The sequence below is a fragment of the Streptomyces sp. NPDC005962 genome (genome assembly GCF_040629205.1).
Taxonomy (GTDB): domain Bacteria; phylum Actinomycetota; class Actinomycetes; order Streptomycetales; family Streptomycetaceae; genus Streptomyces.
On sequence record NZ_JBEXVE010000013.1, the window covers coordinates 57,273 to 71,258 of the forward strand.

Annotated in this window: 12 protein-coding genes; 6 read left to right on the forward strand and 6 right to left on the reverse strand. The window is 70.9% G+C overall.

Annotated elements, in window-relative coordinates:
- The first annotated feature begins 60 nt into the window (after positions 1-60).
- Positions 61-2,790 (forward strand): hypothetical protein, encoded by a 2,730-nt coding sequence (locus ABZ370_RS22565; RefSeq protein ID WP_358623720.1) that lies wholly within the window; start codon positions 61-63, stop codon positions 2,788-2,790.
- Here ABZ370_RS22565 and ABZ370_RS22570 read toward each other — a convergent pair whose 3' ends face one another.
- From ABZ370_RS22570 to ABZ370_RS22580, 3 genes are all read right to left on the reverse strand, one after another.
- Positions 2,791-3,243, reverse strand: a complete 453-nt coding sequence (locus ABZ370_RS22570; RefSeq protein ID WP_358623722.1) for a TIGR03668 family PPOX class F420-dependent oxidoreductase — start codon at positions 3,241-3,243, stop codon at positions 2,791-2,793.
- A gap of 92 nt (positions 3,244-3,335) precedes the next feature.
- Positions 3,336-4,445: a helix-turn-helix transcriptional regulator gene (locus tag ABZ370_RS22575; protein ID WP_358623724.1), complete on the reverse strand. Its 1,110-nt coding sequence runs from the start codon at positions 4,443-4,445 to the stop codon at positions 3,336-3,338.
- Positions 4,445-5,437, reverse strand: a complete 993-nt coding sequence (locus ABZ370_RS22580) for a DUF4097 family beta strand repeat-containing protein (protein WP_358623727.1) — start codon at positions 5,435-5,437, stop codon at positions 4,445-4,447. Before ABZ370_RS22580 ends, ABZ370_RS22575 begins: the two co-directional genes overlap by 1 nt.
- Before the next feature lie 331 nt (positions 5,438-5,768).
- Between ABZ370_RS22580 and ABZ370_RS22585 the strand changes: the two genes are divergently transcribed.
- From ABZ370_RS22585 to ABZ370_RS22595, 3 genes are read left to right on the forward strand one after another with little or no spacing between them, the layout of a single operon-like run.
- The gene (locus ABZ370_RS22585) at positions 5,769-8,588 is read left to right on the forward strand and encodes a non-ribosomal peptide synthetase (RefSeq protein WP_358623729.1); all 2,820 of its coding nucleotides are present in this window, start codon (positions 5,769-5,771) and stop codon (positions 8,586-8,588) included.
- A gap of 32 nt (positions 8,589-8,620) precedes the next feature.
- Positions 8,621-9,556: an NAD(P)-dependent oxidoreductase gene (locus ABZ370_RS22590; protein WP_358623731.1), complete on the forward strand. Its 936-nt coding sequence runs from the start codon at positions 8,621-8,623 to the stop codon at positions 9,554-9,556.
- A 26-nt stretch (positions 9,557-9,582) separates the two neighbouring features.
- Positions 9,583-9,981: a nuclear transport factor 2 family protein gene (locus tag ABZ370_RS22595; RefSeq protein WP_358623734.1), complete on the forward strand. Its 399-nt coding sequence runs from the start codon at positions 9,583-9,585 to the stop codon at positions 9,979-9,981.
- 109 nt (positions 9,982-10,090) lie between these two features.
- On the opposite strand, the gene ABZ370_RS22600 is transcribed toward ABZ370_RS22595, so the two are convergent.
- Positions 10,091-10,711, reverse strand: coding sequence for a malonic semialdehyde reductase (locus tag ABZ370_RS22600; RefSeq protein ID WP_358623737.1), 621 nt, complete (start codon positions 10,709-10,711; stop codon positions 10,091-10,093).
- 154 nt (positions 10,712-10,865) lie between these two features.
- Between ABZ370_RS22600 and ABZ370_RS22605 the strand changes: the two genes are divergently transcribed.
- A complete protein-coding gene (locus ABZ370_RS22605) occupies positions 10,866-11,552 on the forward strand; it encodes a TetR/AcrR family transcriptional regulator (protein ID WP_358623740.1) in 687 nt (228 codons plus the stop codon).
- Between the two features lie 20 nt (positions 11,553-11,572).
- Positions 11,573-12,388, forward strand: coding sequence for an AfsR/SARP family transcriptional regulator (locus tag ABZ370_RS22610; RefSeq protein WP_358623743.1), 816 nt, complete (start codon positions 11,573-11,575; stop codon positions 12,386-12,388).
- A gap of 26 nt (positions 12,389-12,414) precedes the next feature.
- Here the strand turns inward: ABZ370_RS22610 and ABZ370_RS22615 are convergent, their stop codons facing one another.
- Both ABZ370_RS22615 and ABZ370_RS22620 read right to left on the reverse strand, forming a co-directional pair.
- Positions 12,415-12,597 carry a DUF6104 family protein gene (locus tag ABZ370_RS22615; protein WP_358623746.1) on the reverse strand — a complete coding sequence of 61 codons (183 nt, stop codon included), beginning with the start codon at positions 12,595-12,597 and terminating at the stop codon, positions 12,415-12,417.
- Positions 12,598-12,664: 67 nt separating this feature from the next.
- Entirely contained in the window at positions 12,665-13,942 is a 1,278-nt protein-coding gene (locus ABZ370_RS22620; RefSeq protein ID WP_358623749.1) for an XRE family transcriptional regulator, read from the reverse strand.
- Positions 13,943-13,986: the final 44 nt, after the last annotated feature.

A 13,986-nucleotide genomic window follows, 5' to 3' on the forward strand; every position in this document is an offset into this window, starting at 1 on the left:
TCCGGAGTCGGCACGGATACTCGTGGCGGGGGGATGCACATGACTGCTTCAGTACCGCCTTTGCCCAAAATCGAATTGCTGGTCGACGCGCTCGAACAGCTCGTCACGCTGCCGCCGGGCCACCGCGGTCCGGCGCCGCAGATCCTGCTCACCCAGCTGGCCGAGGGGCCCGAAGCCGGGCGGATCGCGGACGGCCTGTGCGCGCGCTTCAGCGCGGGCGGCCGCGCCCGCGTTCCCTTCGCCCAGGTCGCGGGCGAGGCCGAGGCCCCGCCTCAGGGGCATGTGGGGGTGACGTTCCAGAAGATCGAGGAGGAGCTGCTGCGCAACCGGCCCGGCGGCTTCGGCAGACTGCGGCTGCCTCAGTTCCGGCTGATGTGCGGCATCGTCGAGTCCGACCTCGCCGGATGCCCGCCCGGCGCACAGGCCACGCAGCTGCGCGACCGGAGCTACGAGGCGCGCTGCGCCAACTCGGTCTTCCTGCGCGCTCTCCAGGCCGTGAGCGGCGGGGAGGAACCGCCGCCGAGCATCCCGGGCACCGCCTGGTACTGGCTGCGCCGCCCGCTGTTCGGCCTGCTGCCGCGCTGGTGGTACGGGCGGCGCCACGGCCGCCGGATGACCCGCAAGGGCAGCTGGTACCGCACCTGGGCCGAACTGCCCGAGGGCGGCCCCGGCTTCTTCGCCGACGCCTGCAGGCTGACCGTGGGCGCGCCCGGTGCCGCGCGGCGCGAGCCCATCGTCGATGTGCTGCTGCGGGCGCTGCTCGCCGACCTGGAGCGTGCCTTCCGGTATCCCCGGCTCTCGCCCTGGGGGCGGCGCCGCCGCCATCGCGTCGTGCTGGTCTTCCCGCAGCCCCCGGCCATCGGTGACGACACCGGGCGGCTGCTGGAGCAGTTCCCCCGGGCGGTCGAGCAGACGGGGAGCACCGGAGTGATGCTGGTGGCCGCGGTGCGGCCGGGCCGGGAGCGCACGGAGAGCTTCGCGGAAGCCGCCATCACGCTGAAGTCCTGGATCGGGACCACCGGCGCGGGCGGCGCCCGGGTGGTCCGCGTGCTCGTCGAGCCGCACGCGGACGACGAGGACGCGGCCCGCTGGCTCGGCCGCTATCCGGAGATCGCCGTCGGCCGGAGCCGCTCCGACGGGGCGCCGCGGGCGGAGGCCGCCGTCGCGGTGGTGGCGGGCGTCACCGTACTCGGGCTGCTCGGCGGCTACGCCCTGGCCCGGCTGACGGAGCGCAGCGACACCGCCTGCCTCGGCGGCGGCGGCGATGCGTCGGCGTCCCCGGCCGCGTCCGGGACCGGTGGGGACAGCGGCGGGCGGAGCCGCCCGCCGAACCGGACCCCGCGGGACGTCTACGGCGACGCGGTGGCCGCCATCACCCGGCAGAACGAGCGGGCCGATCGGGCGGCCCGGTCCGGTGCCGTGGTCCGGATGGTCGGCTATCTGGGGGTGCCGGTGACCGCCGACGACTGGGACGAGGCCAAGTACAGCGGCGCCATCCCCGAGGTGCGCGGCATCGCGCTCGCCCAGGAGGAGATCAACGAACAGGCGGCCCAGCAGAAGGGCAGCAAGGTCTGGCTGAAGGTCCGCCTGATGGACGCGGGCGAGCGCTTCTCACGGGCACCCGCGGCGGCCGGCGCACTCAAGAAGGAGATCGAGGCCGCCCAGCGCGCCGGTGACGGCGAAAAGTTCCTGGGCGTGGTCGGCCTCGGCCAGAGCCGCCCGGGCACGCTGAAGGCCCGGAACACCCTCGCCGGGGCCGGGCTGCCCATGATCGGCACCGCCGCGACCGCCGAGGAGATGCAGCGCTCGCCGATGTACCGTCAGGTCGCCCCCGACAACCGCCGGGAGGCGCGCATCGCGGCGAACTTCGCGCGGCACGCCAATATCGTGCAGACCGCGCCCGGGAAGTGCGCCCCCGCCAGGAAAGCGGTGGTGATCGGGGACCCGACCGACATCTACAGCGCGAATCTGAGCGACCGGTTCGCGGAGGAATTCAAGGACGTCCACCGCATCTGGTATCCGGTCGAGCACCCCTCCGCCTCGCCACCGCCCGCACGCGAAGGCCAAAGGGACGAATGGGTCTCCCACACCTCCCAGATGGCCGAGAGCATATGCCGCAGACTCAAGGAGGAACCGCGCACGGTGGTGTACTGGGCGGCCCGCGCCCATGAATTCGAGAATCTCCTCGACGACTTCGACCGCGGCACCAGCTGCAACGGCCAGTCGACCGTGCTCGGCGGCAACGACCTCGACAACGCGGTGGTCGAGCAGCAGCGCCCCAGCGAGAAGCACCTCAGACTGCGGCTGTACTACACGGCACAGGCCCTGGCGAAGGACAACTCGCCCAATGTGAAGGGCGACGACTTCCACCGGAGGTACGCCGCCGCCTACGGGAGCGACCTGTGGAGCAACGACGCCCGGGTGCCGCTCGCCTGGGACGCACTCGGTGTGCTGTCCGAGGGGATCAACGCGGCGTACCAGAGCGCGGGCACGGCGCCCTTCGGGCGGGGCGGGGTGCAGACGGAGCTGGATCAGGGGGTGGGCGGAGCGGAGGGGCTGCGCGGGGCCACGGGTTCGCTGATCTTCCGCGGGGGCGGCAAGGTGCCCGTCAACAAGCGGATGCTCATCCTGCACGACACCAGGGGTGCGTCTCCGGAGATCGCGCTGGAGTGCGGGATACGCGACAGCGGCGACGAGGCGAAGACCTGGGGCCCCAGGAACGCGTTCGACTGTCCGCGTGACCAGGATGACGACAAGGGGGACAAGGGAGGCAAGGGGGGCGACGACTGATCAGTGGTCCGTCGGGTCCTCGGTGAACGCCCAGCCCGACCAGTGGGTGACCTCGATGGCGATCACCGGTCCGCGCGGCGGCTGGTCGGCGTACTGCGGGTACTTGCCGACCAGCTGTCCCACCGGGTCGGCCCGTTCGGCCGCCGCCTCGGATGGCACGATCCGCGCCCGGCCATCGGCCCGCACCCACCACAGCTGCCGCCAGTCCTCGTCGTAATGGTCGACCAGGAGGGAGACCGCCGGGTTGGTGTGGATGTTGCGCAGCCGCTTCAGATTCTGGTGCCGCTTGGGCTTGTGGTCCACGGCGGTGACCACGGTGTCCACGCCGTCCGGGGCGGTGAGCGCGAAGGTCGCGGGCACCAGATGCGGTCGGCCGCCCTCGTCGGTGGTGGCCAGCCGCAGCACCCGGGCGCGGGCGAAGCGCCGCCGCGCCTCGGGGGTCTCCAGTCGCATACCGGCGAGGCTACTGCGGGGGTGCGTCCGGCGGCGGGACGAAGCGCCGCCGGACGCGCCCGCGAGCCCGGCCCTGATCCAAACGTCAGGCCTTAGTCCTTGGCCGGGCCGCGCAGGCGGCTGGTGATGCGGGCCGCCGTCTCCGCCAGTCGGCGGTGGGCGTCGGCCAGTTGGTCATCGGTCACCCCGTGGTCCCGGGCGGTGTCGCGGATGTCGTCGCGGAAGCGGTCGAGCAGCCGGTCCAGATCGCGGGCGGGGTCGCCTGACGGGGTGAACTCCCCGGCCCACGCGGGCTCGGCCGGGGCGCGCTCGGCATCGGCGGTGTCGGCGGCGGCAGCGGTGTCGGCGCCAGCGGTGTGGGCGGCGGTGCCGTCGGCCTGCTGAGCGGCGCCGGAGGCCGGTTCCGGTGCGTCCGTGGGCGGGGCAGTGGTCTTCGTGCCCTCGTCCGGGGCCGCCGACCCCGATGGGGACATGTCCTGCCGGGAGATACGGCCCATGCTGCGGGAGACCTCGGCCAGACCGTCCCGTACCGCTCGCTGCCAGTCGCCCGCCCGGATGTGCTCCTGCGTCTGCTCCTGAACGCGCCGGGCGACCCGCTGGACCTCCTCGATCGCGAATTCCTGGGCGTCCTTGGCCTGCTTACGGGCGCGCTGGGCGTCCTGCCGGGCGCGGCGGCTCTCCTCTTTCGCGCGGCGGGCCTGCTCCTTCCACTCGTCCTTCGCGCGCCGCATCTCCTCCTTCGCCTGCCGCCAGCTGTCGCTGTTGTCCCACGGGCCGTCCCAGGGGCCGTGTTTGCTCTCGCCGTTGCCGGAGGTGCGGGCCTTCTGGGCGGCCTCCCGCATCTCCCGCCGCAGGTCGTCGGCGGAGCCGCGTACGTCCTCGCGGATCTCGGCGGCGAGTTCGGCCACCGATTCGCGGATCTCCAGCTCCAGGTCGGCCAGTTCGCCACTGCGGTCGGCCAGTTCGGCGCGTCCGGCGTCGGTGATGGAGTAGACCTTGCGGCCGCCCTCGGTGGTGTGGGTGACCAGGCTTTCGGCCTCCAGCTTGGCCAGACGCGGGTAGACGGTTCCGGCGGAGGGCGCGTACAGCCCCTGGAAGCGCTCCTCCAGCAGCCGGATGACCTCATAGCCGTGGCGCGGGGCCTCGTCGAGCAGCTTGAGCAGGTACAGGCGGAGTCGGCCGTGGGCGAATACGGGGGGCATCAGAGGACCTTTCCCTGGGAGCCGCCGGTGCTGCCGGTGTCGCCAGTACTGCCGGTGCTGTCGGCCGGGCTGTCCGTCGTGCTGTCCGTCGTGCTTTCCGGGCCGTCGCCGGGCGTCCCGTCGGCGAAGCCGTCCCCGTCCCCGTCCCCGTCCCCGTCGCCGTCCTCGTCGGCGGGCGGGCGCCGCAGCAGCGCTATCGCGCCGGAGACGGTGGTGGCCTTGAGGCTGCCCAGGCCCGAGCCCAGGTTCCCGGTGATCCGCTTGGCGCCCCACTGGCCGGTGACCCGCAGGTCCTCGAAGGCGTTGGAGACGGGCCCGCTCGCGGTGTTCGCCTCGATCCTGGCGTCGGCGGGGTGCGGCAGCCGGATGGCGATCTCACCGGAGACGGTGGTGAGGCTGATGTCCGCGCGCTTCGCGGCGCAGGCGGGGGCGAGGTCGAGCACCATGTTGCCGCTGACGGAGTCGGCCTTGACGACCGGACCTGAGCCCTCGATCACGGTGAGGTCGCCGGAGACGGAGTTGAAGCGCAGATCGCCGGTGACGGCCTGGGCCTCGACCCGGCCGGAGACGGTGTCGGCACGCACCGGACCGGTCAGCCCGACGAGGGTGGCGTCGCCCGTTACGCCGCGCAGATCCGTCCGGCCGCCGAGCCCCGAGGCGACGGCGGAGGCATTGACGACCCCGATCGAGGCGGCCGTCTCCGTGGGCACCGCGAGGGTGACATGGACCTTGCGGTTCCACCCCTTGCGGTCGAGCCATTTGAGCAGGCCCTTCCAGAGGAGGTCGTCGTACGCGACGCTCAGGGTGCCGTCGTGCAGGGTCACCTTCAGCGGCGGGCCCTCGATGGCGGAGAGCTCCAGCCGGGCCGGACCGCCGTCGGTCCCGACCACGTTGACCGTGCCGTCCACGATGCGCACATGGAGCGTGGAGACGGGCTCGTCGAAGGTGAGCTTCTGTGGTTCGCCGAACGACCACTCTGACGGGGCTGACATCCCTGGCCTCCCTGGCTGGATGCGTCACGCAACATATCGCGTCTGTGTAGACACGATATATCGTGGATCGCTGGAGTCAAGCCCCTGGGGGACGGGGCGAGGGCGGGTGCGGGGCCCGGGGCCGGGGTGCCTTTACCGCACACATGTATCCGGCGCGAGGCACGGCGATGGTTTCCGTGTGAGATGAATCGCCCGCCGCCAGGGCCAATGCTGCTCCAGGGATTTCCGCTAGAGCATCGCTAGAGCACTGGTAGAGCGTCATGGAGTACGAATGTTCGAGACTGTTACCTTCGTGCCCTTCGAATCGGGAAGAAAGAGGGCAGTGAAGGTAATGGCGTCACAACCCTTGAAATACTCGGTACCAAACGATTCTCAAGACCTGTGCTCCGTCGCCCAGTTACTCCTGCGGGCAGCACACCACTACTCCGATTCCGGGGTACGTTACGTGACCGCCGAGGCGGGACGGGACACAACACGCCAGTCCTATCCGGAACTTCTGAGATCCGCGCTTCAACTCCTCGCGCCGCTACGCGGGTACGGGCTGAGACCGGGCGACAACGTGGCCCTGCTGCTGGACGGGCAGCGGGAATTCCTGACGGTCCTCTGGGCCTGCCTGCTGGGCGGCTTCGTGCCCTGCCCGATGGTTCCCATCCCCGGCGACCCGGCCCGCTGGGCAGCGCAACTTTCCCACATCGACCAGTTGCTGGACCGTCCGCTGCTGGTCACCACCGAGGCGATGAGCGCCGAGCTGCCCGACGTGCCCGGACTCGCCACGGCCACGGTGGAGCGGCTGCGGGACGCGGACGGCGCGCCCGCCCCGGACGGCGGAGCGTCGCCCGAGGTGCACCTCGCCGCACCGGAGGATCTTGCCCTGCTGGTGCTGACCTCAGGTTCCACCGGGAATGCCAAGGCGGTCATGCTCACCCATGGAAACATTCTCGCGTCCATGGCGGGCAAGGCCGGAAAGCAGCGGCTCACAGCTGCCGACACCACCTTCAACTGGATTTCCTACGACCATGTCGCCGCGCTCATGGAAGCGCATATGCTGCCGCTCTACGTCGGCGCCGAACAATTGCATGCGGAGGCGTCGGTCGTCCTTGAGGAGCCGCTGAACTTTCTCCGTATCGTCTCCCGCCACAAGGTCACGATGACCTTCACTCCGAATTTCCTCCTCGCCCCGCTGAATGCCTCGGTGCGGGAGCTGCCGGAGGAGATATCGGCGGGCGGTGAAGGGCTCGACCTCCGCTCGCTGCGGCATATCGTGAGCGGCGGCGAGGCCAATGTCGTCGCGACCGGCGAGGCGTTCCTCGCCCACTACGCCCCGTACGGTCTGGCGGCCTCCGCCCTGTGGCCCGCCTTCGGGATGACCGAGACCTGCGCCGGTTCGATCTACAACCGTGCCTTTCCCATCACCGACGTGGGCCAGGAGTTCGCCAACCTCGGCACCCCCGTCGAGGGGCTGAGCATCCGCGTCGCCGACGACGACCACCGGCCGCTGCCCGCGGGCGAGGTCGGAGAGCTCCAGCTCAGCGGGGAGATGATCACCGGCGGCTACTACCACGACGAGACGGCCACCAAGGAGGCCTTCACCCCCGACGGCTGGTTCCGCAGCGGCGACCTCGGCCGTATCGACGACGGTCGGCTGACCCTCGTCGGACGCAGCAAGGACAGCGTCATCGTCAACGGTGTCAACTACTTCAGCCATGAGATAGAGGCCGCGCTGGAGCAGCTCGACGGGGTGGCGGGCGGCTATGTCGCGGCGTTCCCCACCCGCCGCCCGGGCAGCGACACCGAACAGCTGGTGATCGCCGTCCACCCCGAGCTCGCGGACGACGACGAGCCCGGACTGCACCGTCTGATCACCGCGGTGCGCTCCACCGTGGTGATCCACTGGGGCTTCCGGCCGTCCCTCATCCTGCCGCTGCCCAAGGACGCGTTCCCCAAGACCAGCCTGGGCAAGACGCTGCGGCGGCGGATGCGCAAGCGGCTGGAGTCCGGCGGCTTCGACGGCGTCATCGAGCGGGTGGCGGAGCTGACCACCCGGCGGCTGGGCGGTCACACCCCGCCGGAGGGCGAGACGGAACGGGTCCTCACCGAGATCTACGCCGAGATGTTCGACACCGCCCCGGAGCGGATCAGTGCGACGGCGAGCTTCTTCGACCTGGGCGGCACCTCACTGGACATCCTGCGGCTGCGGCGCCAGGTCACCCGGCGGCTCGGGGTGGCGGATCTGCCGATCATCACCGTGCTCACGGCGCCCTCGGTGCGGCAGCTCGCCGCCCGGCTGGCCGGGGGCGGCACGCCCGCCGCCGAGGCGTACGACCCGATCGTGCCGCTGCAGACGGGCGGCGCGAAGACCCCGCTGTTCTGTGTGCACCCGGGCGTCGGTGAGGTCCTGGTCTTCGTCAACCTCGCCAAGTACTTCGTCGGCGACCGGCCGTTCTACGCGCTGCGCGCCCGTGGGTTCAACGAGGGGGAGAAGCCCTTCGAGAGCTTCCAGGAGATGGTGGACCACTATGTGCGGGCCATCCGTGCCAAGCAGCCGCACGGCCCGTACGCGGTCGCCGGGTATTCGTACGGCGGGGCCGTGGCCTTCGAGATCGCCAAGGCGCTGGAGGCGGAGGGCGAGCGCGTCGACTTCACCGGCAGCTTCAACCTGCCGCCGCACATCAAGTACCGGATGGACGAACTCGACTTCATCGAGACCGCCGCCAACCTGGCCTTCTTCCTCGATCTGATCAACAAGAAGCAGTCCCTCGACCTCCCGGGCGAGCTGCGCACCCTGCCCCGGCGGGAACAGCTCGCGCGGCTGCTGCGGATCGCCCCCCAGCGCCGCCTGGCCGAACTCGACCTGGACATCACCAAGTTCACCGCCTGGGCGGAGCTGGCCCACGGGCTCACCGGCCTGGGCCGCACCTACCGGCCCAGCGGCACCACCCGGTCCATGACGGTCTTCTACGCCATCCCGCTGCGCGGCACCAAGGAGGACTGGCTGAACAACGAACTCCGCAGGTGGGACGAGCACACCACGGAGCCCAACCGGTACATCGACGTACCCGGTGAGCACTACACCCTCATGGGTCCCCAGCACGTCGCGGCCTTCCAGGCCATCCTCCGCAAGGAGCTGGACCGCGCGCTGGGCGACGGATGACCGGGACGCAACGCACAGAGGAGAAGAGCACGGTGGAAGGCAAGAAGATCCTGGTCACCGGCGGCACCGGGCAGGTCGCCCGGCCGGTGGCGGAAGCTCTGGCGGCAGACAACGAGGTGTGGTGCCTGGGCCGGTTCGGCGCCCCCGGCGTCGAGGAGGCACTGCGCGCCCGGGGAATCACCACCTTCCGCTGGGACATGAACGACCTGGGGGAGTCGGGATACGAGGGACTCCCGGACGACTTCACCCATGTCTTCCACTCGGCGGTGCGGCGCGGCGAGGACGGCGACTTCAACGCCGCCGTCGAGGTCAACTCCACCGCCAGTGGACGGCTGATGACCCACTGCCGCACCGCCGAATCGTTCCTGTTCGTCTCGACCGGCGCGCTCTACAAGCGGCAGACCCTCGACCACCCGTACGCCGAGGACGACCCCATCGACGGGGTGGCCGACTGGCTGCCCTGCTACCCCGTGGGCAAGATCGCCGCCGAGGGCGCGGTACGGGCGTTCGCCGGGGTGCTGAACCTGCCCACCACCATCGCCCGGCTCAACATCGCCTACGGTCCCGGCGGTTACGGCGGGGTGCCGATGCTGTACTTCAAGCGGATGCTCGCGGGCGAGCCGATCCCGGTGCCCGTCGAGGGCCAGAACTGGTGCTCGCTGCTGCACACCGACGACCTCGTCGCCCAGGTGCCCGCGCTGTGGGCGGCCGCGTCGTCCCCCGCCACCCTCGTCAACTGGGGTGGCGACGAGCCGGTCGGGATGACCGATCTGGTGCGGTACCTGGAGGAGCTGAGCGGGATACCGGCGCGGCTCGTACCGAGTGAGGTGACGAGGGAGACGTACCAGTTCGCCCCCACGCGCCGCCGGGAGATCACCGGGCCCTGCCGGGTGCCGTGGCGCGAGGGCGTACGCCGCACGCTCCAGGCCCTCCACCCGGAGCACATCAAGCCGCAGCACGCCGTCTGAGGAAGAGCCGAGGAGAGACGAAGACCGTGGCATCACGAAACATCGAGACCATCCGCGCGAGCTACGCGGGATTCCGGGGCCGCGACATCGAGGGCATCCTGTCCGGCATGCACCCGGACGTCGAATGGGTGCACCCGGCCGGGATGGCGAAGTACGGCCTCGGCGGCACCAAGCTGGGCCACGCGGGGGTCAAGGAGTTCCTGGCGCACGTCCCGAGCGTGCTGGGCGGGATGAGACTCGCGCCGGAGGAGTTCATCGAGCAGGGCGACCGGGTCGTGGTGTTCGGCACCCGGGAGGTGACGTCGCGCGGCGGCAGAACCGTCACCCTGGATTTCGTTCACTCGTGGACCATGCGGGACGGCAAGGCGGCGAGGATGGAGGACATCTTCGACACCGTGGCCTTCCACGACCTGATCGAAAGCTGACACCCGCCGCTTCCGTACGGAACCAGGCCGCCCGCCCTCGTTGCCGCGAGGGCGGGCGGCCCGCCTGTGGGGGGAACTGCTTTGGGGGTCGGACGGGGTCAGACGGCGGTCAGACGGTGGTGACGACCTCGTCGTACTCCAGCCGCGGCAACCGGCCCATCCAGGCGTCCGGGCCCGGCTTGCCGATGTTGACCACGCAGATCGCCTGGTGGCGGCCGTCGCCGAAGAACTCCTTGGAGACGGCCGCGGGGTCGAAGCCGCTCATGGGCCCGGCCGCGAGCCCGGCGGCGCGCACGCCCAGGATGAAGTAGCCCACCTGCAGCGCCGTGTTGAACTTCGCCGACGTCTCCCGGAAGCCCGGCTCCGCGAAGATGGCCTGCGGGTTCTCCATGAACGGGACGAGCTTCGGCAGCTCCTCGTGGAAGTCGAGGTCCGCGGCGAGGATCGCCACCAGCGGCGCCTTCGCGGTCTTCTGCTGGTTCATTCCCATCATGTGCGGTACGAGGCGGCCGCGAGCCTCCTCCGAGCGCACCATGACGATGCGCAGCGGCTGCTGGTTCATCGAGGTGGGCGCGTACTTCGTCAGCTCGTAGATGGCGCGGACCTGGTCCTCGGTCACCGGCTCGTCGGTGAAGGCGTTGGCCGTACGGGCCTCCAGGAACAGCTGGTTCTGCGCCTCCGGCGCGAGGGTGAGGTGCCGCAGGGCATCGCTGTTCTCCGGTGCGCTCATGGAGCTCTCTCCTCATGGCTCGTACGCGATGCGTTGGACGCGTACGTGATGGTGAATTAAATGGACTGGACGGGCTAGTCCATCGTGGTGAGGGAAGGCTAGACTCACAGGTCCATCGAGGGCAAGACCGGCTGATAGCGAGGAGGTTGGACCGTTGCGGACGGACAACGGTCCGCGGCGCGGCGCCGCGGGACGGCCGGCGGGCCCGCAGCCCGCCAAGCGCCAGGCGATACTGGAGGCGGCCGTCGCCGTCTTCCTGCGCGAGGGCTACACCCGGGCCGGGGTCGACGTCATCGCGGACCAGGCGCGGGTCTCCAAACAGACCGTCTACAACCACTTCGGCGACAAGGAACGGCTGTTCCTCGCGGCGGTGGACGGTGAACGGGAGCGGGTCGCCGCGGGCTTCGTCACCGCGTCGCTCAGCACCCCCTCCGCGGAGGACGACGGGGAGAACGACGGGGAGGACGACGGGCGGGACGTCCGCGCGGCGCTCACCGCCTTCGGCTACCGCGTCCTGGACGTACTCCTCGACGAACGCGCCTCCGCGCTGCGCCGCCTGATCATCGCCGAGGTCGCCCGCCACCCCGCGCTGCGCCCGGCCTGCGCCGAGGGCGAGCCCCAGCAGCTGGTGAAGTACCTCGCCGAACTGCTGGGCCGCCGTACCGACCGGGGCGAGCTGGCCGTCCCCGACCCCGCCTCCGCCGCCCAGCAGTTCGTGGCCCTCATCGTCCAGCAGGGCCTCTACCAGTCGATGTACGGCACCCGCCCGATCGCCGCCGTCGACGCCACGGCCATCTGCGAGAAGGCCGCCGACCTGATTGTCCGCGCGTACCGCACATGACGTGCGAGGAGGTGGCACCCATGCGTGCGAACGTTCTCGGACCGCTGACCCTGCGCCACGGCGCTCTGTCCGGAGTCCCCAGCGCGATGAAACCGCGCAAAGTCCTGTCCCTGCTGCTGCTCAGCGACGGCCGCATGGTGCCGGTGCAGTCGCTGATGGCCGAGCTGTGGGGCCACCAGCCGCCGCGCACCGGGCTCACCACCCTCCAGACGTACATCCTGCACCTGCGCAAACTGCTCGCCCAGGTGCTCGGCACGTCCTCCGCCACGGTCACCCGCGACGTCCTCCAGACCAGACCCGGCGGCTACGCATTAGTCCTGCGCCCCGGCCAGCTCGACGTCCACGACTACCGCACGCTCGTCGGCCAGGCCGAATGCGCCCTGGAGGTCGGCAACGAACGGGCCGCCGACACCGCCTTCCGGCAGGCCCTCACCCTCTGGCAGGGCCCCGCCCTCGTCGACGTCGCCCCGCACGGCCGCCCGCTGCAGGCCGAGGTCGCCCGGCTGGAGCAGTCCCGGCTCACCGTCACCGAGCGCGGCATCGAGACCCGGCTGCGGCTCGGCGGCCACCTGGAGGTGCTGAGCGACCTCGCCTCGCTCGTCGTCGAACACCGCTTCCACGAGGGGCTGCACAGCCAGTACATGCTGGCCCTCCACCGCTCCGGCCAGCGCACCCGCGCCCTCGCCGTCTACCAGCGGCTGCGCATGACCATGGCCGAGGAACTGGGCCTGGAACCCTCCGCCAAGCTCCAGCGCCTCCAGCAGGCCGTCCTGGTCTCCGACCCCCGCCTCGACCACGAGGCGGGCACCGCGGGGCGCGGCCCGGTGGTGGCGTAAGGGCCGCGCCCCTCACGGCCCGGTCCTCAGATGTCGTCGTCCTCGTCATCGAGCCGGGCCAGCCAGGTCGCCAGCCGCTCCACCGGAACCTCGAAGTCCGGGTTCAGATCGACGAACGTCCGCAGCTGCTCGGCGAGCCAGTCGAAGGTGACCTCCTCCTCGCCGCGTCGCTGCGCCAGCTCCTCGATGCCGCGGTCGGTGAAGTACAAGGGTCGCTCCGGGGGTGGACGAGACGGATCTACGTCCCCAGGATATGCGGCGGCCCGGCCCGGACGCTCAGCCGCAGTCGGCCAGTGCGTCGATCAAGCCCCGCGCCTGGGGCGCCCCACGCCGTAGGAGCAGTGCGGCGGTGGTGTGCAACTCGTTCCAGGCGTGAGGTCGCCCCACATCCGAGGCATCGGCGGTGCAGCCGAGCGCGGTGTGCGCGGCCGCGTCGGCATGGCCGGCCCCGGCGAGCGCGTGCGCGAGACACGCGCTGTACCAGGACCGATCGCGCCGGTACGAGGCGGGCAGGGCGCCGATACCGGTGCGCAGCAGGTCGGCGGCGGTATCCCAGCGGCGGAGATGCATCGCGGCCATGCCGCGCTGCAGGGTGAACCAGTTCTCGCCGTAGAAGTACATCCACGGCGGCTCGTCCTCCGGTCGCTCGGCGGCGCGGGCGATGAGGTTCTGCGCCTCGTCGAGGAGACGATGGGCCGCGTCGGCCTCGCCGCTCAGCGCGTATCCGCGAGCCTCCATCTGGGCCGCCATGCCCTGGACGCCCCGTGACGTCCCGGGGGCTGCCCACCGGGCGGCCTGTGCCAGCCGGGCGCAGCGGCGGCCGTCGCCCGTGGACCACGCCACGTGTGCCTTCATGCTGAGCGTCGTGGCCGCCATGTCGGCGTCAGCCGCTTCCAGGGCCCAATCGTGGGAACGGTCGTACCAGGTGAGAGCGGCCGATGAGTTCCCCTGGTCCTGCGCCATCCACGCGAGGAATTGCGCGTGCTCGGAGGCGAGTCGCACGACGCGGGTGGCCAATTCCCCCGAGGCCGCATCGTGGAGGCCGACCACCGTGGCCAACTGCTGCCGCATAATGCCGACGAGCGGGCGTGATCCGATGTCGTCCTCCGCCTTACGGTGCTCGGCGAGCAGGCGGTCGAGCCAGTCGAGGGTCGCGCTGTCGGCGCGAGTGGCCCCACGGACGGTCTTCGTCAATCGGTCGAGCAGATCGTGATCCGGGGCGAGGGAGGGTAGTGCGAGCGATGCGACGGGAGCCGCTTCGTCGGTTTCCCAGGGCGGGGGGCTGAGGCCCACCAAGCCGCCTGGGATGCGTAAGGCATCGGCGATCTGCGTGATCTTCTCGTACGTCGTGATCGATCCCTCGCCCCGGGCCAACTTGCCCACCCGTTCCGGCTTGATGTCGCAGGCAGCCGCGATCTTCGAGAAGCTGATCCCGCCCCATTGCCGGATCAGTTTGAAGACGGCCCCGAAATCATGGCGCTCCAGAGCCCTCCGTACGTCGGATCGTTGGAGGACGTGGGGAGGAAGCGCGGCGGGCGAGAGGTAGCTGGACACGTGATTCCCGAGGTTCGGTGACAAGAAGGGGATATCAGCAGTCT

Bases quoted from the DNA above. Each gene is read 5' to 3' on its own strand.
- ABZ370_RS22570 (WP_358623722.1), bottom strand. From the start codon at position 3,243: ATGCGACTGGAGACCCCCGAGGCGCGGCGGCGCTTCGCCCGCGCCCGG.
- ABZ370_RS22575 (WP_358623724.1), bottom strand. From the start codon at position 4,445: ATGCCCCCCGTATTCGCCCACGGCCGACTCCGCCTGTACCTGCTCAAG.
- ABZ370_RS22580 (WP_358623727.1), bottom strand. From the start codon at position 5,437: ATGTCAGCCCCGTCAGAGTGGTCGTTCGGCGAACCACAGAAGCTCACC.
- ABZ370_RS22585 (WP_358623729.1), top strand. From the start codon at position 5,769: ATGGCGTCACAACCCTTGAAATACTCGGTACCAAACGATTCTCAAGAC.
- ABZ370_RS22600 (WP_358623737.1), bottom strand. From the start codon at position 10,711: ATGAGCGCACCGGAGAACAGCGATGCCCTGCGGCACCTCACCCTCGCG.
- ABZ370_RS22610 (WP_358623743.1), top strand. From the start codon at position 11,573: ATGCGTGCGAACGTTCTCGGACCGCTGACCCTGCGCCACGGCGCTCTG.